The sequence below is a fragment of the Mesorhizobium sp. A556 genome, assembly GCF_054489545.1.
Window position 1 is genome coordinate 133,723 of record NZ_JBTMXA010000006.1, and the last position, 24,946, is coordinate 158,668.

Annotated in this window: 16 protein-coding genes and 2 pseudogenes; 12 read left to right on the forward strand and 6 right to left on the reverse strand. The window is 61.4% G+C overall.

Features of this window, described 5'->3' with window-relative positions:
• The first annotated feature begins 1 nt into the window (after window position 1).
• Window positions 2-1,015, forward strand: coding sequence for a hypothetical protein (locus tag ACX3P0_RS14390; protein ID WP_459089470.1), 1,014 nt, complete (start codon window positions 2-4; stop codon window positions 1,013-1,015).
• Window positions 1,016-1,039: 24 nt separating this feature from the next.
• Here the strand turns inward: ACX3P0_RS14390 and ACX3P0_RS14395 are convergent, their stop codons facing one another.
• Genes ACX3P0_RS14395 through ACX3P0_RS14405 form a run of 3 tightly spaced genes read right to left on the reverse strand, consistent with a single transcriptional unit; the run spans window position 1,040 to window position 4,164 of the window.
• A complete protein-coding gene (locus ACX3P0_RS14395; protein WP_459089472.1) occupies window positions 1,040-1,396 on the reverse strand; it encodes a hypothetical protein in 357 nt (118 codons plus the stop codon).
• On the reverse strand, window positions 1,396-1,821 hold the full coding sequence (locus ACX3P0_RS14400; RefSeq protein WP_459079963.1) for a DUF6484 domain-containing protein: 426 nt from the start codon (window positions 1,819-1,821) through the stop codon (window positions 1,396-1,398). The genes ACX3P0_RS14395 and ACX3P0_RS14400 overlap by 1 nt, the downstream gene beginning before the upstream one ends.
• Before the next feature lie 12 nt (window positions 1,822-1,833).
• On the reverse strand, window positions 1,834-4,164 hold the full coding sequence (locus ACX3P0_RS14405; protein WP_459089474.1) for a type VI secretion system Vgr family protein: 2,331 nt from the start codon (window positions 4,162-4,164) through the stop codon (window positions 1,834-1,836).
• A 207-nt stretch (window positions 4,165-4,371) separates the two neighbouring features.
• On the opposite strand from ACX3P0_RS14405, the gene tagH reads away from it, so the two are divergent.
• The gene (gene tagH / locus ACX3P0_RS14410; RefSeq protein ID WP_459079965.1) at window positions 4,372-5,472 is read left to right on the forward strand and encodes a type VI secretion system-associated FHA domain protein TagH; all 1,101 of its coding nucleotides are present in this window, start codon (window positions 4,372-4,374) and stop codon (window positions 5,470-5,472) included.
• Window positions 5,473-5,573: 101 nt separating this feature from the next.
• On the opposite strand, the gene ACX3P0_RS14415 is transcribed toward tagH, so the two are convergent.
• A complete protein-coding gene (locus tag ACX3P0_RS14415) occupies window positions 5,574-8,096 on the reverse strand; it encodes a beta strand repeat-containing protein (RefSeq protein ID WP_459089476.1) in 2,523 nt (840 codons plus the stop codon).
• A gap of 128 nt (window positions 8,097-8,224) precedes the next feature.
• Here ACX3P0_RS14415 and ACX3P0_RS14420 point away from each other — a divergent pair, with 128 nt between their 5' ends.
• The 8 genes from ACX3P0_RS14420 (at window position 8,225) to ACX3P0_RS14455 (ending at window position 21,788) form a co-directional block, all read left to right on the forward strand.
• Complete coding sequence (locus tag ACX3P0_RS14420) at window positions 8,225-8,395, forward strand: hypothetical protein (RefSeq protein ID WP_459089478.1); 171 nt, start codon at window positions 8,225-8,227, stop codon at window positions 8,393-8,395.
• A 249-nt stretch (window positions 8,396-8,644) separates the two neighbouring features.
• Window positions 8,645-10,108, forward strand: coding sequence for a caspase family protein (locus tag ACX3P0_RS14425; protein ID WP_459089480.1), 1,464 nt, complete (start codon window positions 8,645-8,647; stop codon window positions 10,106-10,108).
• 190 nt (window positions 10,109-10,298) lie between these two features.
• Window positions 10,299-11,870, forward strand: a complete 1,572-nt coding sequence (gene tssL, locus ACX3P0_RS14430; RefSeq protein ID WP_459089482.1) for a type VI secretion system protein TssL, long form — start codon at window positions 10,299-10,301, stop codon at window positions 11,868-11,870.
• A 40-nt stretch (window positions 11,871-11,910) separates the two neighbouring features.
• Window positions 11,911-15,447, forward strand: a complete 3,537-nt coding sequence (tssM, locus tag ACX3P0_RS14435; protein ID WP_459089484.1) for a type VI secretion system membrane subunit TssM — start codon at window positions 11,911-11,913, stop codon at window positions 15,445-15,447.
• Window positions 15,448-15,587: 140 nt separating this feature from the next.
• Window positions 15,588-16,370, forward strand: coding sequence for a PP2C family protein-serine/threonine phosphatase (locus tag ACX3P0_RS14440; RefSeq protein ID WP_459089486.1), 783 nt, complete (start codon window positions 15,588-15,590; stop codon window positions 16,368-16,370).
• Window positions 16,367-18,991, forward strand: a complete 2,625-nt coding sequence (locus ACX3P0_RS14445) for a serine/threonine-protein kinase (protein ID WP_459089488.1) — start codon at window positions 16,367-16,369, stop codon at window positions 18,989-18,991. The genes ACX3P0_RS14440 and ACX3P0_RS14445 overlap by 4 nt, the downstream gene beginning before the upstream one ends.
• An 11-nt stretch (window positions 18,992-19,002) precedes the next feature.
• Entirely contained in the window at window positions 19,003-19,500 is a 498-nt protein-coding gene (locus ACX3P0_RS14450; protein ID WP_459089490.1) for a DUF1036 domain-containing protein, read from the forward strand.
• A complete protein-coding gene (locus tag ACX3P0_RS14455) occupies window positions 19,497-21,788 on the forward strand; it encodes a M23 family metallopeptidase (protein ID WP_459089492.1) in 2,292 nt (763 codons plus the stop codon). Before ACX3P0_RS14450 ends, ACX3P0_RS14455 begins: the two co-directional genes overlap by 4 nt.
• A gap of 128 nt (window positions 21,789-21,916) precedes the next feature.
• Here the strand turns inward: ACX3P0_RS14455 and ACX3P0_RS14460 are convergent, their stop codons facing one another.
• Window positions 21,917-22,444, reverse strand: a complete 528-nt coding sequence (locus tag ACX3P0_RS14460) for an OmpA family protein (protein ID WP_459079974.1) — start codon at window positions 22,442-22,444, stop codon at window positions 21,917-21,919.
• 389 nt (window positions 22,445-22,833) lie between these two features.
• Here ACX3P0_RS14460 and ACX3P0_RS14465 point away from each other — a divergent pair, with 389 nt between their 5' ends.
• Window positions 22,834-24,489 (forward strand): phosphoethanolamine transferase, encoded by a 1,656-nt coding sequence (locus ACX3P0_RS14465; protein ID WP_459089494.1) that lies wholly within the window; start codon window positions 22,834-22,836, stop codon window positions 24,487-24,489.
• A gap of 7 nt (window positions 24,490-24,496) precedes the next feature.
• Here ACX3P0_RS14465 and ACX3P0_RS14470 read toward each other — a convergent pair.
• Window positions 24,497-24,619, reverse strand: a pseudogene (locus tag ACX3P0_RS14470) (acetyl-CoA C-acyltransferase); the annotation flags it as partial.
• Between the two features lie 18 nt (window positions 24,620-24,637).
• On the opposite strand from ACX3P0_RS14470, the pseudogene ACX3P0_RS14475 reads away from it, so the two are divergent.
• Window positions 24,638-24,865, forward strand: a pseudogene (locus ACX3P0_RS14475) (DDE-type integrase/transposase/recombinase); the annotation flags it as partial.
• Between the last annotated feature and the right edge of the window lie 81 nt (window positions 24,866-24,946).

The window sequence follows — 24,946 nt, forward strand, 5'->3', positions numbered from 1 at the left end:
CATGGACCTATTGATGGGAACGACTGCGGCGGGCGGAAAGCTATGCTTTCTGCTCAGGCAACCCGAAAGAGTGGAAGGACGATCCACCGTCGTAACCTACCTATCTGAAGCCGAACCGGAATGGCTGCAACAAACCTTCGACGAGGAGTTCGTGGCGCTGTGCGCGGCTCCCACGAATTCGCGCGGCGCGGATTTCCTGGCACTGACAGGAGAAGGGCTGGTTTATTTTCTCAGAAGCGGTACGAGCGTGCAGATACCAGGAGCCGGCTTCAACCAGCCGGGGTCGCGCAATCTTGGCCGCATGGACAATTTACTGCTCCTCGGCAAGGAACTGATCGCCACCGGCTATGGTGGCCAGGCCTATCGGTCCGGCGATGGCGAAAACTGGGCGCCAGTCGCCTCGACGTTCCCGGTCCCGCCCGTTTCTCAGGATACGATCCGATTCGGCTGGGCTGCGGTGCAATTGGCGCGGTCCCACTATGTCTTTGGCGGCGAGGTGGTAACGGGCTTATCGATCCCAACCGATTTTGGCAGCCTGGGCGGCGCAGCGGATATTGCCGCCATGATACGGGCCCAGGCACGGCGCGACTATGGCACGCTGTGGCTGCTGCAAGACGACAACTGGCAGGATGTAGAACTGCCCACCAACAGCACGATCGACCAAATCGTTACCGCCGACGGCAAGGTAGTCTACCTGCGGTTCCGCCCCGGCGTGGTGTACTCGACAACGGACTTCACAGACATGACAGAGGTTGCGGTCAACGATGCCGGGCTTTCCGCGCTAGGCGTTCACCAAGGGGACGCGCTGCTGGCCGATGAAACCTCGCTCTTCATCCTGAGCCCGAACGGAACCGTTCCGTTTGTGCCGCCCCTACCGGCGATGAGGGGCCGGATGCTCGAGCTGTCGAGTTCCAGCGGCATCCTTTACGTCATCCGCGAGGCAAGCGTGTGGCGCCTGGTCTCGCAAATCTGGGAAGAAATCGCCGTCCCGCCGAACGTCACCACCTTGCCTTGACAGGGCAGGTCTCAATGACCTCCGCTACTGATTTTCACGGACCGCCTTCCGGAGCGTCACCTGTATGAAACGGCGAACCTGATCGAGATCCAGTTCGCCAATTCTCACCGGCTTTGTCGCCGTCATCATGCGCACCACGAACAACTCACCGGCTTCGGGAAACTCCTCGTAGAGCCGTCTTGCAATCTTCAGGCCGTCGGCGCCTGCAACCCGCAATCCATCGAGATGCGCTTCCAGTCGCTCGACCAGTCTGGCGAGCCGCTCTTCGTCCATGTCCGGGTTCTCGTCGGGGTTGAGCAGGTGATGGTCGTAGATATTCCACAGATGTGCCGCCATCTCGGCGTGCTGGCGCACGATCTCGGGCAGGATCGGAGCCGGCATCAGTTGAGGTTTACCGAGCCGCCGCGCACGCGGTTCGTGGCGCTGGCGTGGCTTGTCACATAGGTGCCGCGAATCATGATGCGGCCGTCTTTTTCCATGACGATCCGCGCCTTGCCGCAGCGAAGTTCGACGCGCTCGCTGCCGACGATCCGCACGTTCTCGCCGTCGCGCACCACCTGCGGCGTCGGGTTCTTGCGCGCTGGATCGACGATGCGGCCGACGATCAGCGGGCGGGTCGGATCGCCGTCCTGGAACAGCAGCGCCACTTCCGCGCCCGCCATGGCCGATGTCAGTTCGGTGAGGCTTCGGGCGGCAATCGCTTCCTCGCGCGGATTGCCTGGAAAGACCACCAGCGGAGCGGCGCCGTCGAAGCCCAGAAAGATGCCGATCACCACGCCCTCGATACGCTCACGGATATCCACCATCGCTGTCTGCCCTCAGTTCTGGGTGATCTTGCTGCCCTTGAGCGACATGTCGCCCGATGCCTTCGCGTTGATCTTGCCCGATGCGTTGATCGATACGTCCTTGCCCTTGATGACGATCTCGCCATTCTTTTTCATGGTGATGATCGCGTCGCCGCATTTCAGCTGGATTTGATCCTTCGCCTCCAGCGTCAAGGTCTTGCCGACAGCGATCGCGGCATCCTCGCCGACTTCGGTGAGGCTCTTCTTGCCGATCTTAAGCTCGTGTGCGCCGCCGATCTGGATCGAGTTGTCCTCGCCGACCTTGACGATCCATGTCTTGGCGATTTCCGAATTCTGCGCGCCGCCGATCTTGAGCCCTTGATCGGCTCCGATCTGGATACTCTGGCTGGAGCCTACCGTCCACGCGTCGTCCGCGCCGATCGTGTGATCCTGGCCGCTGCCGACGATGACCGACCGGCTGGCGCCGATCGTGTTCGTTTGCGGCCCGCCGACGCTTCGCGTCTCCGAGGCGCCGACCGTGTCGACGCGGGCGGCGCCCACGGTTATCGTCTGGACGATCGCGACCGTCTGCGTATGGTTGGCACCGATCGTCTCGCTGGAATTCGCGCCGATGCCGATCGTCTCGTTGGAACCAACGGTCAGCGAGCGGTTGATGCCCACCGTCTCGGTATCGTTGGAGCCGATGTTGACGGTGCGGTCGACGCCGACCTTCGTCGTCTTGTTGTTGCCGACGTCCTCGTCGAGATTGACCCCGACGGAGTGCTTGGCGTTGTTGTCGATGCGGTCGGACTGGTCGTGCTGGACCAATTTTCTGCGGTCGTTCTTGATCAGCAGCTTGTGGTCCTTCTGTGCTTGGAAGTTGACCAGTTCCGAACCGGCCTTGTCCTCGAACATCAGTTCGTTGTAGCCGCCGCCACCCTTTGAGGAATTCGACTTCCATCCCGACTGGGTAGCGTTGGCCGGCAGGCCATAGGGCGGCATCTGGGCCGCATTGTAGACGCGGCCGGTAATCATCGGCAGGTCCGGATCGCCCTCGATGAAGTCGACGATCACTTCCTGGCCGATGCGCGGTATCTGGATGAACCCCCAGCCGCTGCCCGCCCATGTCTGCGAGACGCGAACGAAGCAAGAGCTGTTCTGATCCTTCTTGCCCTCCCGGTCCCAGTGGAACTGTACTTTCACACGGGCATATTCGTCCGTGAATATCTCCTCGCCGGAAGGACCGACGACCGTCGCCGTCTGCGGCCCGCGCATGATCGGGCGGGTCGTGATGCGGGGCGGCCGGTAAGGCACCTTGGTCGGCGCCACTCCCAGCACGATACGGAAGGTGTCGCCTTCCGTATCGACGCCGCTGCGATAGCCCGGATCGAACAGGCGGTACTCGGCGCTGACGACGAGATACTCCTGGTTCTGGTCGTCGCGCGGAAAATCCTCGAGCGTGAAAGTGCAGCCCGAAAACAGGCCGCGCACTGTACCTACCGCCGAAACCCGCTGGTGCGGGGCCTGCAATTCCTCGCGCCTGATGGCCGCGATGGCGTCGCCCCGTCCGGTATCGAGATGGGCGCCGGGCTGGCGGTAGTATTCCCCCGCCGCCTCCTTGTGGCTGAACGCCTGCGATGACTTTGCCATCAGGTCGGCACTGGGCTTCTTGAAATCGTAGTCGGTATGGGCATAAGCGCCCGGTCTCACCGAACTGCCCGGTATCCAATCGGTGATATGCTCGACGTCGCGCCGAGTGTCCTGACCGTCGAGATGGAATGGCACGGTTTCGTACCCCGGCGCCGGCTTCAGCCTGCTCATCGCATCGGCAAGGATCAAGGTATGCTCGCCGTCGCCATGCTCGAAGAAATACAGGATGCCTTCGTGTTCCAGCAGGCGTTGTACGAAATCGAGATCGGTCTCGTCATACTGCACGCAATAGTCGCGCGGCGGATAGGAACCCTGCAGCCGTTTCTCGAACTTGGCCGCGGGCGCTTCGGAGAAAATCTTCTCGATGATTTCAATGACGCTCATGTTCTGGAATATGCGGCAATCGGTGGTGTTGCCCAGAAACCAGAACCATGGCCTCAAAACAGCTTCGTAGTGGGCAAGCCTGTCCTCAATCCTGGTCAGGCGGAACTCGGACACGAGTCCGCTGAACCAGCGCTTGGGATCGCCTGATTCACCCTCGATGGAAACCGGGCCGCCCAGCATCTTCAACGGGTCGACATTCGAATTTTCGCTGACGAAGCCGACCGTGTAGGCAAAACAGCGGCTGATCTCATCGCGTCCGACGAGATGGGTGAACGTCAACAGATCGGAGCCAACCGGAGTTTGAACAACAGCGGCACGATCGTTCGGCATCGGGGTCGTCCCTCTCCGGGGTCGCGGCCAACTTCCGCTGATCCTAGCATAGGTCTGGCCGCGAACCAAAGCACATCTTAGGGTGGTAAACCCGGCGAAGACGTTGTCGTCAAAGCGGCTGTCCCGCTGCGTATGCAACCTGCTAGAATGATTTCAGGCTCGACGAGAGCAAGGCGGCCGAAAAGCAGAAATCCGCGGGTCATTCGGATGCGCATCAGTCTGAAAATAATCAATGCAGACGGCCTGGCTGACGGCAGTCCGATCGAATTCAGCTCGCAGGAGGACAACTTCGATATCGGTCGCGAGAACCGTGACTGGAATTTGCCCGATAAAGACAAATTCATCTCCGGCCGGCACTGCGAAGTCCGGTGTCGAAGCGGGGCGTTCTGGCTACTCGACGTGTCGCGCAACGGAACCTTCGTCAACGGGGCCAGCCAACGCATGTCCAATCCCCACCGGCTCGCGCACGGCGACCGGCTGCGCATCGGCCGCTACATCGTCGCGGTTTCGATAGAGGACGCAGCACTACACGGCCATGCAGGCGCGCGGCAGGCGGGCACTGGCGACGATACGGGGGGTGCATCGAAACTCCCCGGCGACCAGCCGTTCGGGCCGAACCGGGACAGCGCCGCCCTCCCCCCCTCACCGTCGAGCGGCGGATCGTTTTCCCTGGCGGTTGGCACCTCAGGCAGGCAGCAGCCACCGCTTGGACATGGGTCGGCCGGACAAAGGCTTGCGCAGGGGGACGAAATTCTGCGCGCCGTGGCAGCCGGAGCCGGTGTCGCGCCCGAGATATTCCTGTCTCGCGATGCCGGCGATGTCGCCCGCGAAATCGGTTCGGTGCTGCGCATCGTCGTCGACGAACTGGCGATGCTGCTGAAGGCGCGCGCTGCCGCCAAGACGCTTGCCAGGAGCAGCGACCGCACCATGGTCGGCAGCGCCGACAATAACCCGCTTAAATTCCTGCCCGGCTCGGAAGAAATCCTGGAGGTCCTGTTCACGCGCCGCCGCGCCGGTTACCTCGACGCGCCGCACAGCGTCGAGGATGCCTTCCGCGACCTGAAAACCCATGAACTGGCCACTTATGCTGCGATGCAGGCGGCACTGTCGCGTCTCATCGACGACCTGTCCCCGGACATGATCGAAAGAAAACTGCCCCCCTCCTCCTTCACTTCGAAAAAGGGGCGGGCCTGGGATGCGTTCGTTGCAACATGGAAGGCCAAGGAAGACCCGCACGAAAACGGCATGCTCGACGTATTCCTTGCCTATTTCGGCGAGGCCTACGCCAAAGCCGCCAAGCCGAAATAAGCCTTGGATGAAAATCCTCCGGACATCCGTCTTGGACGCTCTATCCTTTTGTTTGAGCATCGGATTTTCCGAAAACCGGCAACCATTTTCGGTCCGATTCTCTAGAATGCGATCTTTATGCCGAGCTTGGCGCCAAGGGTCGAACTATCGGAAGATGCCTTGCCGCGGATTTCACCGTTCACCGTTGCCGAAGACGACATTTTCAGGTTGAAGCCGCCCGAAAGCGCCACTGAAAAATCTGCGTCGTCGAAGTTTATCCGCCGGCCGCCGATTTCGGCCGTGTTCCTGTAGCCGAAGCGTTGCTGCAGTTCGCCGCGCGCATAGGGGCTCAAGACCATGCCGTTCTCGAGCTGGTAGTCGGCATAGACGCCCGGCTCGAACTTGACCGCGCCAAACGAGACGCGGCTCTTGCCGAACTGATTGCCGCCGCTGTCGGTATAGGGATCGCCGCTGAAGGAAACGCCGAGCAGGCCGCCGCGAAGGTCGAAACGAGCGCGGTCGCTCAAGGTAAAGATATGGCCGACCGACCCGGTGACGGCATACCCTTGAGTGTCGTAGCTGCCGGTCGTATTGAGCACGCCATTGGTAACGTCGGTGCCGCCGAGGAAACCCGACGCGGAGACGAGACCGTAATTATAGCCTTGGCGGAACAGCGCGTAGGCGCCGAACATGCCGCTCTTGTTCTCGCCAGTGCCGATCATGTCGAAGCCGCCGAAACCGCCCAGATCGACGTCGGACGACGCGTAACCGGCAAACACGCCGATGTTCAGCCCATACTTCGTGTCCATCTGGAAATGTTTGGCTGCGTTGAAATCAAGACTGATCGCCGCCGAAAAATCGTTGGCGTCGAAACTCGGCCCCTGCCCGCTTATGACGTTGTCGGTGATATGGTAGCCATTGTGTTCGGTATGGGCGAACTGGCCCGAGGCGAACACCCCAAACGATGGCGACAACTGGACCATCCCCGCGCCGGGAGAAAGCAGCAAATCCGCATCGATGGCGTACCGGTTGATGCCGTAGATCGCCTCGATCGCATTCTCCACCGTCGCGCCATTGATGGCGCTGTCGGGGGCCGCGGCAATGCCGAAATTGGCCGGTGTGGCGCGGATGAACAAACCGCCGTCCGGCCCCGCGACGACCTCGTAGGTGAACAGCGATCCGGGCGTGCCGGGAATGCCCTGCACGACGAAGGTTCCGGCAACCGGGCCGTTGGTGGCCACGATGATCGGTATGTCGGTCGGGCCGGCAAACTGCGGCGTTCCGAGCAGGTTGACGATGACGGTGTTGACGCCCGTGGCGGAAAACGCATTGGCAACCAGTTGATCCGACGTGACCGTATCCTGATCGATATCGACGCCGATCCGGCCGCCGTCGAGGACAATACCGCCAAGCGTGAGAACATCGTCTGCCGCGCCGTCACGCATGTCGATCAGCGAATTCGTGACCGTGACGGTGCCCGGCATATTGACATTGCCGTTGACGAAAAGCGTCGAATTGTCCGTCAGGAAGAGCTGATTTATGTCTTGCGTGCCACTATTGAAGCCAAGCGTGGAATTACCGACCGAAAAAGTGTTGAACCCATTGAAGTTCTGGCTCCTGGTGCCGCCCGCCGCCAGGTCCGTATCGGTCAAGGCGCCATTGGCGTCGGTGCCGCTGAACACGACGCCGTCACGCAGGCTGAGTGGATCGGGCGAGAGCGTATCGTTGATGATCAGCGTGTCAGGCCCAATTCCCGAAATGTCGCCGCCGATCGTGCCGCCCGTCAGGGTAACCCTTTCGGCCTCGACCCCGCCGGCGATCTCGCCGCCCGAAACGGCGACCGCATCGTTGCCGGCACCGCCGACAACATCATCGCCAACGGCCCCGCCCGAAACGTTGATCTGGTCGTCGCCGTCATTGCCGGCAAGGAAGGTGCCGACCCTGCCGCCGCTGACGGTCAAGATGTCGTTGCCATTGCCGCCGCTGACCGCGCCGCCAAGCGTGCCACCCGTCATGGTGAACGTGTCGTCCCCGTCTTCGAGGCCAACCGAATCCGGCCCGATGGCCGCATCGCCCTGAATGTTTGCATTGCCCGAAACGGTCACCGTATCGTTGCTGCCGCCAGCGAAAATCGAGCCACCGATCGTGCCGCCGCTTACCGCATAGCTATTGCCGCCGGGGAAACCGAATACGGACCCGGAAAGCGCACCGCCGCGCATGTCGAACGTATTGGCGCCCACGCCAAGCACGATGCCGATGGGCGTTGCGGCGCTGCCGATCGTTCCCCCCGAAATATCGACGATATTGTTGCCGGCGCCCATCTCGATGACGCCAGTGCTCGGGTCCAGATTGTAGGTTTCGTTTACAACGGGCGTGTCCTGCCCGGTAGCCAGGATGGAGCCGCCCGTTATCGTGAGTATGTCATTGCCGTTGCCGTCGTAAAATTGGGTACCGTCACCATTGCCGAAACTGGTGGCGAAGGGCTGCACCGTTTGATCGCCGTCCCGGCAGACTATGTTGACGCCGGCGTTCTCCGTGGTCGTCGCCGTACAGGCGCGTGCTTCCATCGGCGCAAGGACGATGACGGCTCCGATTGCCAATGCAGATGCGCTGCCCATATGCAGCACCCGGATCCTGCCGACCATTGTTCCCCTTCCAAATCGCTACTGGCAAATTCCTTCAGGCAAAAGTCCACACGATGGCCCCACGAAACTGGCCGGGCAAATCCGGCATCGTTGGGGCACATCCACATTAGCCGAGCATAACATTTGCCATGTCCGCAGCCTATAGCTTGGCACCCCCCGCCGAAGACGCTGATCCGCCCCCGCAAAATCGTGCCAAAGGACGCACCCCCGCCGGCACCTTTCCTGGAACCGGCGGCCAAAAGATTGAAAATAAACAGGAAAAAATCATCCACCCGGTACTCGCGAACCGCTTTCTTTAGCGCTCGAGCATGTGGCAGAAAAACCACTTTCGCATGATTTCTGCGTGGCAGCGCGAAACGAAAGGGCATGGGCAATTCCCTTGGCCAGCGGGGCAGCCGCAGCCCAGCGCCCCGACCCTATCCTTGGCACGATTCTCTTGGTATAAATTATGGACCTTAGGCAGCATGGTCCGACACCGGGACTGGTCGCGCCGGTCATGCATGTTCGAGGGCCGCATGATTGGCGCAGGACGGAACAAGCGTGCTGACATGACCCATCAACTCGGATCCATTTTCCGCTTGCCCGCGGCTTTGCTGCTGTTCCTGTTCACGTCTCTTGCAGCCCACGCCGCGATCGAAACGGACACGTCGGCACAACCACACAACCGCGTGGCGATCGTGATCGGCAATTCCAACTATCGAAGTGCCCGGCTTGAGCATCTGCCAAACGCAGGCAACGACGCCACCCGTCTGTCGGACAGCCTGAAGCGGTTGAATTTCGACGTGCTGACCGGTGTCGATCTTACATCCGAGGGGTTTGCCAAGCTGTTCCAGGAGGCGGATGGAAAAGTCGTCGGAGCCAGCGCGGTGCTGATTTTCTACGCCGGTCACGGCGTACAGGTGCAGGGCGAAAACTACCTGTTGCCGGTCGACACGCCCGATCCGGAAAATCTGGAGAAACTTACCGCCGGCGCGATCAAGCTCAATGACGTGATTTCCCGTTTCGCGCGCCGCGACCGCCAGACCTTCATATTCCTCGACGCCTGCCGCAACAACCCGCTAGGCGCGGGCGCCGGCAATGGTCTGGCTCAGGTGGAAGTCGGAGAAAATACCTTCGTCGCATTCGCCACGCAGCCAGGCAACGTCACCGTCGACGGCAGCGGCGAAAACAGCCCGTTTACGACGGCTCTTTTGAAGAACGTGGAAATACCAGGCCTCAGCATATCGGATATGATGATCCGCGTGCGTAACGAAACCGAGGCCTTGACGGTCGGCCACCAGGTTCCCTGGGACCAGTCGAACCTGCGGGAGCAGTTCTATTTCACCGAACAGCAGGTGCTGGACCCGGCCGAACTCAGCGCCAGCCTGTCGCGTATTCTTTCGGACCCGGCCGCCAAGAAAAAGCTGCAGGTGGAACTTGCCTCGAACGATCTGCAAACCGCCGTGCTGATCGTCGGGCAGACCTTGCGTTCGATCGAAATTCCTGGCCCGCAAGGGACCGCGCCCCAGCCTGCGGGTACGCAAGTCGCCAATCTGAACCCGAGCGAAAGCGTCGAAGCCGCTCGCAAAAGCGTGGTTTCGGGCATCGAAACGCTGATCGTGGGAACGACGCAAGGGGAAGCGGAGGCCGACAAGGAGACGGATCTTGCGCGCAGCGTCCAGACCGAACTTCGCCGACTCGGTTGCTATCGCATGTCGGTCGACGGCGATTGGGGCAACGGCTCCACCCGTGCGCTTACCGACTACTACAAGAATACCAGGCAGGCCGCATCGACGACCGAACCCAGCGTGGGATTGCTCGGCGAGCTCTTCTTGCGCTCGGGCCGTATTTGCAAACAGCCAGTCATGGTGAAGAAGCAAAAGCCGGCACGGGTCGCGTCCGACAACGGAGACGGTGGATCGGCGCGAGCAGGCGGGCGCAAGAACGGCAAGCGGCAATCGTCCGCCGGGCGCGCGCCAGCGCCGCCGCCGCCCGACATCAGCGGCGGCATAGGCATAGGTGGCGTCTTCTGAACGGACCGACGCGCGACGCACAGATTTAAGGCAAGCATGTTTCTGGATGGCTATCCGGTCAGTACCGTCCAGCGAAGTGAGGGCTGGGATTGGAAAGAGCATACCAATCGGACGCCGGCATCGCGCTCGGATTCGAAGCCAGCACCTGGCACGCGGATCATAGCGGCCGTGCGCTTGCGGCGGCTTGCCCATGAGCGGAGACGATAGGTCCAAGAACGACCCGCCGCCGCCGGGATCGGACGGCAAGACCATCATACGGGTCCGCCCTGACCGGCGGCAAAGGGGCGATCCCGCTGGAGCGCGCCCCTTTGCCGATAGTGCGCGCGTCACGCCCGCGGAAAACCCGGATGCGACGGTTTTCGATCCCGGCGCCGCAGGTTCCGCATCGGGAGCATCCGGCACCGTCATCTTTCAGGGGACCGTATTTTCGGCGGCGGCCGATCCAGCCTTCCCTGAAGCCGCTCTTGCAGACAAGGGCAGTTCGCAGGGCCGGACGGCACGAACGATTTCGCAGGAAAAATTGTTCGATGCCCGCGCGCGGATAGACTACGCCGCCGCCAATCCGCTGATCCGGGCGGCGACCCCGATTTTGATGTTCCTTGGCGATCTTCGCCTGATGCCCGTCGAGATGCAGCAAGCATCCTTGGCAGACCTGCTTGCGCGCGGGGTCCAGGATTTCGAAACCCGGGTCGCCGAGGCCGGTGTGGCCGCCGAGGACGGCCGTATCGCCAAATTCGTGCTGTGTGAAACGACCGACGACATCATCGGCAATCTGCCAGGCATGGCTCTCGCCGAATGGGGCGCGCAAGGAATGATGGCCAGGTTTTTCCAGGCCGGGTCCGCCGGCGCGGGCTTTTTCCTGGCGCTCAACAAGGCTCTGGGCGATCCTGAAGCCCATCAAGATCTGCTCGGGCTGATGCACGCCTGCCTTTGTCTCGGCTTCAAAGGTCAGTATCGAGATGCGGCGCGGCAGGATGGCGGCCTCGACCGGGTCCGTCAGGATGTCTACGAGACCCTGCGCTACTTCAAGACGGACGAGGCCGGCGAGATTTCGCCACGGTGGCAAGGCACGGCCGCGGCAATGGCGAAGTCTCGCCGGCCGCTGCCGCTCTGGTCCGTCGCCGCGGCAGCCTTCGCGCTCGTGGTCGCCGTCTTCTTCGTGCTTCGCGCCCTTGTCACCGATCAGGGCGACGCGCTGGCCGGCGAACTGCTCGCCCTCAACCCGTCGTCGCCGATTACCATCGAGCGCGCCGTCACGGTTCCGGCGGTCGAAGAAGTTCCGGTGCAGGCAGCCGTCGCGCCCATAGCCCCGACAGCGCAAATCGAGCGCATTCGCGAAAGGCTGGCCAAGGATATCGAAGGCGGTGGCCTGACGGTAACCGGTAAAGGGGATTTCATCGCCATCGAAATCAGCAACAATCTTCTGTTCGGTTCCGGAAAGGCCGAGGTCAAGCCGGAATTCGAAGCGCTTGGCGCGCTGATCGCGGCGGCCCTCGACCCCGAACGCGGCCCGATCAGGATCGTCGGCCATACGGACGATATCAAGCCGCGCCGGACCAGCGCCTTCAAGTCGAACTACGATCTTTCCGTCGCTCGGGCAAAGGCGGTGGAAAAAGCGATCTCGCCCAAAATCGCGGATCGATCGCGGATAACGATCGAAGGCAAGGGCGAGGATGAGCCCGTCGCCGACAATGCAACGGCCGATGGCCGCGCGAAGAATCGCCGCGTCGACGTCATGATCCAGCGCGAGGGGACGCCGTGATGGATTTGGCCAGAACGCTTCCGCCAGGGTGGAAGCAGCCATGAAAGTCTGGCTGGCGCGCATCTTCTCGATCGTCGCCCTCGCCGGCCTTTCCGTCGCTGTGTGGATCGCCGGTCCGCTGGTGGGATTTGCCGACAGCCGCCCATTGGCGCCGGCATGGATACGCCTGGCGATCATCGTTCCCGTCATCGCGGCCATAGCCGGTTACTACGCCTTTCGTTTCCGGCAAGGGCGCAAGGCATCGCAGACGCTGGAGATGGCGGTGATGCAGCCCGATCCCGGCGATACGCAAGTGCTTGAAACGCGCATGAGCGAGGCCATAGCCACCCTGAAACGGACGAGCGGCAAACGCAATTTCCTCTACGACATCCCCTGGTACGTGATCATCGGGCCTCCGGGCGCGGGAAAAACGACGGCGCTTGTCAATTCGGGCCTGAAATTCCCGCTTGCCGGATCGAGCGAAGCGCAGCCCGTGGCGGGGACCGGCGGCACCCGCAACTGCGACTGGTGGTTCACCGAGGAGGCGGTCCTGATCGACACCGCAGGACGCTACACCACGCAGGATTCGGACGCCTTGGCCGACCGGAAAAGCTGGCTGGCCTTTTTGTCCATCCTCAAGAAATACCGGCCAAGGCAGCCGATAAACGGCGTCATCCTGGCGGTGAGCCTAGCCGACCTGATGGCGTCTGAAAGCACCACGCTCGATGCCCACGCGGCCGAAATCCGCAACCGCCTCCGCGAAATCCATGAGAACCTGAAGATAGAATTTCCTGTCTATATGCTTTTCACCAAGGCCGATCTGGTTTCCGGCTTCATGGAATATTTCGGTAGTTTCGACGAGCAACACCGCAGAAATGTCTGGGGAGCGACGTTCCAGACAAGCGAGCGCGGCAAAAACACGGTCGGCAGCGCCCCGGCGGAATTCGATGCGCTGGTAGAATGCCTGTCGAAGGAAACGACCGACCGCCTTCAAGCGGAAACCGATGCCACGGCGCGCATTGCGGTTTTCGGCTTTGCCGCGCAGTTCGCTGCGCTGAGGCAGAGGATTGCAGGCTTCCTGGACAGTGTCTTCGATCCGACGCTCTCGTCGACAAAGACGACTTTGCGCGGGTTTTATTTCTCTTCGGGCACGCAGGAAGGCACGCCGATAGATCAATTGCTTGGCGCGCTGGGCCGCAGCTTCGGCAACGATGCTGGCGCGCATCTTTCCGGCACGGGCAGAAGCTTCTTCCTGCACGACCTGTTGGCCAAGGTGGTGTTTGCGGAATCCGGATGGGTTTCGCAGGACAAGTCCGCCAACCGGCGGGACGCTGCCCTGCGCGTCGCCGGCTTCGGCGCCATCGGGCTTGCGGCAGTGGCGGCGCTTGGTACGTTCGGCATGAGTTTCCTGGCCAATCGTTCGCTGATTGCATCGACGGCGCAAACCCTCGAACAGTATCGCGGTTCGTCAGAGCCTCTGCCCAACACGACCACCGTCGCCGACACCGATCTTGAAAACGTCATCGGCGCGCTGGATACGCTGCGCAACCTGCCGGCAGGCTACGCGACCCGCGATCTGCCGGCACCCGTCCGGGAAACCTTCGGGCTTGCCCAGCGCGAGCGCCTCGTCTCGGCAGCGCAGACGGCCTATGGGCAGGCGCTCGAACGCCTGTTTCGCTCGCGCCTGCTGCTGCAACTCGAACAGACGATCCAGGCGAATATCGCAGACCCGGCCGCACTGTATGAACCGCTCAAGATCTATCTCATGCTTGGCGGTGCGGCGCCCAGGATCGACGACGAACTGATCGTTTCCTGGATGAAACGCGACTGGGAGCAAAACCGCTACCCCGGCGTCAACAATCGTGCCGGCCGTGCCGATCTCGAAGCCCATCTGCGCGCCATGCTGGCGCTCGACGACGAGCAAGACCCATTGTTCGGGATCGACAAGCCGCTGGTCGAATCGGCGCAACGTTCGCTGGGGCGCATGAGTGTGGCCGACCGCGGCTATGCGCTGCTTTACTCCGGGATGAGCGCGGGCGCATCCGCCGATTTCTCCGTAGCTTCCGCCGGCGGCCCCGAGGCTCCGCTGGTGTTCGAAACCACCGATGGAAGCGACCTGTCCAAGCTGGCTGTGCCCGGCATCTACACCTATGACGGCTTTCGCGACCTCTATCTGCCGACATTGGCGACTGTTGCGCAAAAAGTTGTCGACGACCAGTGGGTGGTTGGCGCGGGCACCGAGCAGAGCGGCGTCGAACAAGAGCTGATGCGCCTTGGCCCGGAGCTTCTGGACCGTTACGGCAAAGCGTTCGCCGGCGCGTGGACCGCCATGCTGGACAGGCTCAAGTTCAAGCCGATGTCCGCCGACAAGCCCCAGTACCTGGCGCTTTCGGCGGCCGCGTCGCCCAACTCGCCGATCAGGCTACTGTTCGAGGCTATCGCCTCGCAAACCGCTTTGACCCGGGCACAAGACCCGGCGGAGAACGGCATGGCAGGAACCAGTGCCCAAAGCGACGAGGAGTTGAGGAAGGGGTTGGCCCGCATCGGCATAGACCTGTTCGCCAGCAAGTCGCAAAGCCGCGCCGGCGCAGCGTTTGCCAATTCGTCGGACCAGAATCCGGGAGCCGCGATCGAGGCGCCCTTCCGCCCCTACCAGATGCTCGTCGCCGGCCCCGTCGGCCAGCGCCCCGTCGATTCGCTCATCCAGAATTTTCGGGACGTCTATCAAAGCCTGCTGCTGGCGGCTTCGGTTCCCACCCAGGCGCAACACGTCAACGCCAATCTGCAATTGCAGATATCGACGCTGCGAGCCAACGCCTCGCGCCTGCCCAAGGCGCTTGCCACCATGGTGCGGCTGGCGGCAGACGACTTCGAAGGCGAAGCGGCCGAAACATCCATCGCCCAATTGAACCAGCAACTTGCCGAGACGGTCACCCAACCCTGCGAGAAAGCGATCTCCAATCGCTACCCCTTCGCCGCAAGTGGCGAAGGCGACGTGCCGATGACGGATTTTGCGGCGCTGTTTGCGCCAAGCGGCGTGCTCGACAGGTTCTTTGCACAAAACCTTTCGCCTCTCGTCGACATGAGCGGCCAGACCTGGGAATGGAAGCAGGACACGCAAGTCGGCCGCCAACTGTCGAAATCGACCTTGAGGGATTTTCAACTGGCCTCGGAAATTCGCGACGCCTTTTTTCCGGTAGGAAGCTCGGGGCCTAAACTGGACATCACCTTCACGCCTTTTTCGCTGAACGGCGACGCGGATTCCGCCTTGCTCGAGGTGAACGGTCAGGCAGTGCAGAGTTTTCAGACTGGCAGCATGCCGACCACGATAGGCTGGCCCGGCAGTCCTTCATCGGAGGAGGCAGGCCTCAGCCTGACGCCTGAATTGCCCGGTCGGGAGTCCAACCTCAAATTCGAGGGTCCCTGGGCGTTGAAGCGCCTGCTCGACGCCGGCTCCGTAACCCGCGCCGGGGACAGTCTGGAGGCAAGGTTCGTGATCGGCGGACGCGATGTGGCCTACACCCTGCGGATCAACCCTCCCGGCAGTCCATTTTCTCTTCCGGCCTTTTCCGGGTTCAGTTGCCCGACGACATTTTGAGACAAGCGCCAGGACACAAACGGGAAGGCGAGTTGTAGCTGAAGGCGATTGTTTAATTTCAGTATTCCAAACAGCAAGCCTGTGGCAGAATGACGCCTGGTGACGCCACGAAGGAGCGCCCGAGAAGCGCGTGGAGGCAAATGAACAATGTCGCCATCCCCTTCGAAAGCTACGGCGTAAGCCACAAGGGCTGCGTACGCACGCTCAATGAAGACAATTATCTTATCGAGCCGCAAAGCGGTCTTTGGCTTGTCGCCGACGGAATGGGCGGCCATGACGCCGGCGAGGTCGCTTCGGCCAGCATCGTCGGCCACCTCGCAACCATCGGCATCCCCAGTTCCGCGCCGGACCTGCGCGCCCGCTTCGAGGATCGGTTGAGCCACGCCCATGAGGAAATCCGCCGTATCTCCGAAGAACGCGGTGCCACCATCGGATCGACCGTGGCGGCGCTGCTTGTCATCGACGGCAATTTCGTCTGCCTTTGGTCGGGCGACAGTCGCGTCTATCTCGTTCGCAACGGCTCGATCTCGCAGATTTCCCGTGACCACACCGAAGTCCAGGAGTTGCTTGACCGAGGCATGATCTCGCCCGCTGAAGCGCGGACATGGCCTCGCCGAAATGTCATCACGCGCGCGATCGGCGTCAGCGATGAAATCGTGATCGATTTCCAGCAGGGACAGACCCTGCCCGGAGATATCTTCATCTTGAGTTCCGACGGACTGACGGTCCATGTCACCGACGACGAGATTGAGGCAGCGGTGCTGTCGGCAAGTCCACAGGCGGCCTGCGAGAACCTGCTGGCAACCGTCCTCGCGCGCGGCGGAACCGATAACGTCACCATCGTGGCGGTGAAGATCAAGGACACGCGCAACGGCACGTCGCCTTCGACAGTCTCGCCTGCCGACAGGAACTGGCGGCGATGAGCGCCGACGACGACAAGACCCGCATCCTGCCGCCAATGGCCAAGACGGACGTCGGCACGCAACTCAGCGGCATCTACGAACTGGATGAGCGCATCGCCTGCGGCGGCATGGGCGAGGTCTATCGCGGCCACAACATCCAGACCGGCGACCATGTCGCCATCAAGATCGTGCTGCCCGAATTCGCCCGCGATCAGACGATCCTCTCGCTGTTTCGCAAGGAAGCGTCGATCCTCAACCACCTGTCGCACGACGCCGTCGTGCGCTATCACGTCTTCACCATCGATCCGGGCATCGGGCGTCCCTATCTCGCCATGGAATTTGTCGACGGCGAGTCGCTGTTCGACATGATACGGCGCGGCCCCATGGCGCCCGACGAGGTGCGGCGGCTGTGCCATCGCGTCGCCTCCGGCCTGAGCTTCGTCCATAAAGCCGGCGCCGTGCATCGCGACCTGTCGCCGGACAACATCATCTTGCCGGGCGGGAGCGTCGAGCGCGCCAAGATCATCGATTTCGGTATCGCCCGCTCGAACAATATCGGCGGTGAAACGCTGATCGGAGGGCGCTTCGCCGGCAAGTATAATTATGTCTCGCCCGAGCAGCTTGGGCTCTACGGCGGCGCGGTCAGCGAGAAATCCGATATTTACAGTCTCGGCCTGGTATTGGCCGCGGTCCTGCGCGGCAAGCCGCTGGACATGAACGGCTCGCAGTTCGAGATCGTGGAGAAGCGCCGCAGCGTGCCTGATCTTTCCGGGATCGACGACGAATTCCTCCCCTTGCTGGATGCGATGCTGCAACCGGACCCGCAGCAGCGGCCGACCGGCGCCGAGATCGCGCGGACGACCCGCGACGAAACGCCTGCCGATGCCGAAGAGGTGACGGCACCCCGATCGCTGTTGCGGCAGCGCCCGGGCGCTTTGCCCAAAGCGGCACAACTGGACGAGCCCCATCCATGGACGGACACCGACAGTAAAGGCGTCTCGGCTGCCTCGGTTCCACTCTCGCAAGATGGCCGGTTTGTCCCGCATGCCCCACCGCCGCGCCTGCCGCCCCGGTCGGCAAGGTCGGCAAAATCGACGACCGGATTCAAACCCATTGAGCCAAACAAGTCGCGCCGAATTGGTTTGATTGCAGCGGTCTCGGCGGCGCTGGTCGCCACGGTGGCCGGCGGCGCCTATTTCGGCGGACTGCTTGGCTCCTCGCCCCCACCTGCAGGCGCCGACACGCCAGAACTTTCGGAAGCCTTTTCGACGCCGCCGCCCGCCATGCCAACCGTTGCAGAAGTGGAGATCGATCGACCACAAGCACAGAGTGCCGAGGCCACGAACGGAGCGGCTGACTTGCCTGCGACCAATAAAGCGGGGGGCGCAAACAGCGACGCAGCCCCGCTCGACAATCTGGTTCCCGGGAAAACCATCGCGGACTTGAACAATCCGCCCGCCGCCAAGAAGCTGCCTGAAGAGCAACCCGCCGCGATTGCCGATCAAAATAGCGGACCAGCCAAGCCGGTGGGTCGTTCCGACGGGTCAAAGCCAACACCCGTCACCACTGAAGCTTCCGACAGTCCCGAGCCTGCAGAAACACTTGCCAAGCCAGCCCCCACCATGCCGGCCCTTGCCAAGGCAGAGCCTGATGAGCCGCCCCCACAGAGCGCCGGGGTCGGGGCCACGGACGGAGTGGCTGACTTGCCTGCGGCCAATAAAGCCACGGTCGCAAACAGCCATACCGCCCCGGTCAACAAGCCGGTTTCCGGGAAAGCCGTCGCGGGCTTGAACAATCCGCCCGCCGCCGAGAAGCTACCGGAAGAGCGACCCGCCGCGATTGCCGTGCCGGCTGGATCGCAGCAAACCTCGACCGCGCCTCTCGACAGACCGCCAGCGGCTGTGACCGGGGCCGATCCGATCCCGATCCAGCCATCCGCCGACACGCAAGGCGAAACTACCGTCGCGATGAACCTGCCGAAACCGCAGGTGCCGGCGGAAGCCGTCGACCAGGTGGCCACCCGTGTTTCGTGGCTGCGGGAATATTCTGGGGGCGACTGTTTCTATGCCACGGCAACATTGGCCACCGACAAGGCCATGGAAATCGAAGGGTTCGGCACGGCGGCTGAACCCTTCGTACAGATGATGGGGGCATTCCAGCATAAGTTCGGCATCGAACCGGACGTCAGCGTGAGGCTCATCGAGCCGGCACAATGCGAAGTCACCCATTTTCTCAATGCCCTTGGCGCGGCAGCCCCCGAAAAGCCCGACCTGACGCTGGATCGAACGTCGGTTCCCGACGGTTCGCCGATCAGCGGGACGCTGCAAACGCTGGGAGGCCTGCGTTCCAGCCTGCTGCTGGTCGATCACAAGGGAATGGTTTTCAACCTTGACGACAAGGTTGTCGTGCAATCCGGAAAGGCGACGTTCAGCGTACCGATCGGTCTTGGCGCTGCCGATAGAGCACGCCACAAGGCCGTGCCGCAGATCATTATCGCCATCACGGGTGCAAGCGACATCGATGCGGCAGTCCTTGCAAATCCAGCGTCGGCATCCGTCGTGCTGCCCGGCATATTGGCGGAAATCCAAAAGAAGCGGCGGGCATTCTCGGCAACGGCCAAATATTTTCAGCTTGGCGGATAGTATGGACGACGATGAAGGTTTGGCGCCCGCGCTTTCGAAAGAATGAAATTCTTGGCGCTACAGTTGGGGGGTTTTCGCGGCGACTTCCGGCCAGCGCTCGTCTGGCCTTCCTCGGCGGCATAGCGCTGCTGACTGTGGCGCTATCGCCCGGAGCGGCGCGCGCCGAATTCGCCGTCTGCAACCAGACGCTCGACGTGGTCAACCTTTCGGTCGGCCAGCAGATCGACGGAGCCTTCCAGACCGACGGCTGGTGGACGATCGGCGTCAACCAGTGCGTGGATGTGATCCGCGAGGAATTGACCAACCGCTATATCTATATCTACGCGACCGATGCGTTTGGACACGCAATCCTGCACGGCTCCACGGACATGTGCATCGAGCGGCGGCGCTTCACCATCCGCGGCATCGAAGATTGCTGGCAGCATGGCCATATCGCGGCGGCGTTCTATGAAGTGGATACGCTTTCTCAGGCCCGGTGGACGTTCTTCTTGAGCGGGCTCGGGCCATGACGCACGCCATCGACACCAGTTTCAAGGCAAGGAAGCAAGCGCGTGCCGCGCAGCGACGGCGTATCCTGCGGTTCAGGGCCCTGGCTGTGATCGGCGTTGTCGCCCTGTGTTGCCTCGCCGGCGGCTTTTACCTCACGGCGGACTACTGGTCGTTCGGCGACCTCGACCAGGATCTTCAGGTCAGTGAAGCGGTCGATGACCTGCCGGCCGACGCACCCGTCTATGTACCCTCCATCGTCGACCTGGCAGGCGATCCAATGTGGATCACCCTGTCGAAGGGCAGCGCTACCACGACAAAGGGTCGCTCCGTCGACCGGCCCGCCGAACTGACGCAGCCGGGCATCTCGCCCAAGATCGAGGTTCTGGTCGATACCATGCTGAGTTCCGGCGAACGGTTCATGACTACGATTCCGTCGACCCAGGAGGATTTCGCCTTCTTCCAGGCGCAACGGATGACCGCCACACCCGCGTCGACGAATCTCCCGCTTCCGGCAGCCGTCCCTGCATCGCCCGCAATTTTCGATGACCCGGATGCCGGCTGGAGCGATGCCATCGGCGCCGGTACGGCTGCACCCCCGGTCTTCAAGAAAACGGAGATCGAAAACAATACCAGCATAGCCATTGTGACGCCGGAAACGGACCGGTTCGAGACGACCGAGGACTACTTCGTCAAAATTCTCAACGATCGAAGCCTCGACAGTGTCGTCACGGACGCGCATTTCTCGGCGCAAGATGCCAAGGCCGCCGGCGAGGCGCTCAAGAGGATATTCAACCGGGCGGGCCTCGAGACCGGCTATGTGGTCGCGATGCGCGGCTACCGGCCACGGCGCGAAACCACGGCACAGACGCTGGTGCAGGTGTCGGTCTACACCAGGGATGTCTATGTAGGCACCCTCGCCCGCAACGCCGCCGGCGTCTTCGTGTCCGGGGTCGATCCATGGGTCCGCGACGATTTGTTCAACTATTCGGACACGCAGGACACCGGTGGGCTGAAGCGGCAATATCGCCTGCTCGACGCGATCTATTCCACGGCGGCCCGCAACAATGTCCCGACCAGCGTCATAGGCGAGGCCATCATGTATCTGTCGCGCGGCCAGGATCTCAACGCTTTCGCCAGCTATGACCAGCGCCTCGTGCTGATCTATTCCGACACCGCGCGCGACAAGGACGGCACTGCCGGGCGTGTGCTTTACGTCGGGGTCCATGGTGCGGAAAAGAGCCTTGAATGTTTTGTCTTCCAGCAAAGCGATGGCCAATTTTCCTGCGTAACCGGTGACGATGAGGTCCATTCGCTGACATCGGCCAACGGCATGGTTACCCCGGTCAATGGCGTCATGACCTCCACTTTTGGCCCACGCAAGCATCCGATCCTGGGAACGGTGCGTCTGCACAAGGGAGTCGACTGGGCCGCACCCGTTGGCACACCGGTTTCCGCGGCATTCAACGGCACGATTGTTTTCGAGGGCGACGGCGGCGGTTACGGCAACCTCGTGCGAATAGCGCACGAGAACGGTCGCGAGACCCGCTACGCACATTTGCAGCGCTTTGCACTCGCGAACGGAGCCGAGGTGAAAGCCGGCGACGTCATCGGCTATGTAGGAACCACCGGCATGTCGACCGGCCCGCACCTTCATTTCGAACTCTATCAGGGTAGCGATGCCGTCGATCCGCTGGGCACGGTCACCACTGTCGCGTCCGACGATTCCGCCGTCGAAACGTTGACCGACCAGATCGTCCATGTCGAAAGCGGCGGCAGCGCGCGGGCCAAGAACCCCAATTCCTCGGCTACCGGCCTTGGACAATTCATCTCCAAGACCTGGATCCGGATGATGAAAACCTATCGGCCGGATCTGGCTCGTTCGCTATCAGCCGCCGATCTCCTTGCCTTGCGTTTCGACCCCACGATTTCGCGCGAAATGGTGCGCAATCTTGCCCGGGAAGGTGAAGCATATTTGCGGGCGCGGGGTCACCAGATCACGGCAGGCCGGCTCTATCTGTGCCATTTTCTGGGCATGGAGGGCGCCCACCAGGTCTTGGCGGCTCCAGGCGTTTCATCGCTGTCAAGCATTCTGGGCGTCGAGGTAATCCAGGCCAACCCGTTCCTGACCGGCAAGGACGCAGCCTATGTCGTCGACTGGGCCGAGCGTAAAATGCACGGGCGCAGGGCTCCGAGTTCCGCCGGGCAGATCGCCGTCGCCACCATGCAGATCCGGCAGACATCACCGGAGTTTGAAAAATACAAGCAAACCATGGCCGGAATCATAACTTCCGCCGAAAATGCGCTGTGAGCGCGTCGGTCGCCAATTTTGACACTGAGTCGACCAACCGAGTTTTTCGAAAGCGATGTTTCGGTTCCGGGCCGTTTTCGATGGCCAGAGGTACGGAGCAGTCCCCGCCCTGATATCGACGGCGCCGTCTATTGCGCTTTTATGCGCATTTCGACTCGGCGGTTTATGGGATCGTACGGATCGGCGCTGCGTGGGTTGTTCTTGCCCATGCCTATGGCGCTCAAACGCGAGGACTCAACGCCTCGTGCCAAAAGAAACGCGGTGACGGACCGCGCCCGACGTTGCGAAAGAAGCTGGTTGTAATTTTCCGGTCCCGACGCATCGGTGTAGCCTTCCACCGCGAAGTTCAGCGAATTTAGCCGGTTGTCTTTCAGCGCCTTGGCAAATTCGGTAAGTTTCGTCCTGGCATCTGGTTCAAGGACAGCCGAGTTGAGCGAGAAATTTACCAGCATGTCGAGACCGGTCTTTGCCGGCGCAACATCGGCCTTGCTGCGGCACTCATCTTCCGTGCCGACGCATATTCCTCGCGACGCGCCAAGTGTTGCCGAGTTGGCAAAAAATTTCACGATATCTTCCGAAGACTGGACAGGATCAGCAAATGCATTTGCAGAGACCAGCGTCGCAGCCAAGACAACAATCGAAGCGCCCAACCGCATCACTGTGCCTCCCAGCTAGATGCCCGCTTGAAAGTAGCCGCGCATGGTAGTCCGCAGGTCGCTTTCTGTCAACGAAATGCCGCACCTGCAACACGTGGCAAACGCGGTAGCTGCCCCAGCGTCCCGGAGGGCGGGCTTCATCGATCTTGGAATGCTCGGGCCAGATAGTCGGCCACCGGTTTTACCAGATACGATATCACTGTCCGATAGCCGGTTTGCCTTGAGCTGGATCGACTATTCGACGCTCTCGCGATTGTCCTCTGCCTCTTCCTCCCCGCTCGCCAGTTGGTCGCGCCTAAATTGGCGACGAATGGGATTGTCGCGTCATGAAATTGACATACGACGGTTCCAGATCGCCCGGCAGGCCATCGCGACCGTGTGAAAGCAGCATGTCCCCAGCATCGACTCCCAGCCGGTTCAGCAGAAATCGGCCACAGATTGGCAGCCTCACGCTTTGCCTGTTGACGACAATCTTTCTTGCCGCCACTGCCAATAACACGTTCTGGTCGAAGGCTTGGGGCTATTTTACCGGTGAGCCGATCGCGTTCGCTGCGTTTGCACTTTCGCTTTTTGTGCTCGGCTTTGCAGTAGTAGCTGCATTTTCGGCGAAATATATCATCAAGCCGGCGCTGATTTTTCTGCTTTTCGCTGCTGCCGGCGCATCCTGGTTCATCGATGAATTTGGGGTGGTCATCGACAAGGAAATGATCCGCAACGCGGTGGTATCAACGGGTGCAGAAGCTGGGCACCTGATGACGCCGCGCTTCTTCCTGCACATGCTGTTATTTGCGATTTTGCCGTCTGCGTTTGTTGCCTGGGTGCGGGTTGTTCACCGGCCCATTCGTCAAAAGCTCTATTACAATTCTCTTGCGATCCTTGGTTGCGTCGCCGTGGCAGCGGTTGCCTGCATGACTTCCTACCGGACGATTTTCAGCGTCGAGCGCGCCAATCGCGATCTTATCAGCCAGTTCAATCCGCTGATGCCAATCCAGGGCGCCGTGCAATTGGCGAAATCGCAGTTCAAGGATCGCAGCATAGTCGCCCAGCCTATCGGTACCGATGCACACCGTACGCACGTCAGTGCTGATGGACGGCCGCGAGTCGCCATCGTTGTGCTCGGCGAGACTGCACGTGCGCAGGATTTCTCGCTCAACGGTTACGGGCGGGTAACGAACCCGAGCCTTGCGCAGCAGAACATTGTCTATTTCTCGAACATGTCGAGTTGCGGGACATCAACGGGGGTCTCGTTGCCTTGCATGTTTTCGCTCTATGGCCGAGCGGACTACACCCACCGCAAGGGACTTGCCACACAGAACCTGGTCGATGTCTTGAAGAACGCCAAGGTCAATGTCTCCTGGCTCGACAACGACACCGGCGATTACCATATTGCGGACCGCATCCCCTACGAGTTCCTGCCGACGTCTGCAGATCCTCGTTTTTGCAAGGGCGGCGAGTGTCTGGACGAGATATTGATCGACAAGGTCGATGGATGGCTCGACCAGGTCAAGGGCGACAGCGTTTTGTTCCTGCATCAGCTAGGCAGCCACGGACCGGCCTACTTTGCCCGCTACCCGGATGAATATCGAAAATTCGTGCCTGATTGCCGCGCCAACGATTTCGGCGATTGTACGCCCGAAGAAATCACCAACGCTTACGACAACACCATTCTCTACACGGATCACATTGTGTCGAGCGTGATCGACAAGCTAAAGGCGCGCAGCAATATCGATGCGTCGATGATCTACCTATCTGACCACGGCGAGTCGCTCGGCGAAAACGGCATCTATCTGCACGGGCTGCCCTATTTCGCAGCGCCGACGCAACAGACGCACGTTCCGTTTCTTACCTGGATGAGCGACAGCCTGGCTAAATCGGCCGGCTTCGATATGGCCTGCCTTGCCAAGAAATCAGCTGACACGACGTCTCACGACAATTTCTTCCCCAGCGTTCTGGGGTTGATGGACGTTGAGACGAAGGTTTACAATCCGGCTCTGGACCTTTTCGCCGGCTGCCGCGTCACCGCGCCAAGCGTCGCTGCGAATTAAGGCCATTTCAGACGATCTCGAACAGTCCTGCCGCGCCCATACCGTCGCCAATGCACATGGTGACGACGGCATATTTGACGCCGCAACGCTTGCCTTCGATCATAGCGTGACCATCCAGCCGTGCGCCGCTCGGTCGCGGCAATCGCTGAAGCTGATTTGCATCCGCCGGAGCCAGTACCTCAATAACCGGATCGAGCAGGATCATCGGCGCATCAAGCGGCGGGTCCATCCGATGCTGGGTTTCAAGGCGTTCGTGGCAGCAACCGCTACTCTGGCTGGCATCGAGATGGTTCAGATGATGCGAAAGCGGCAAGGCCGATTAGCCTACAATCCCGCCCCATCGCTGAAAGAACAGTTCGAGGCGATCGCCGCCTGAAACCCGTCAAGTGATCGGCCTTTCTGCCGTTATCAAAAAGTTTGCAACACAACCTCTGCCAAGCTGAAGCCCAGACATAGC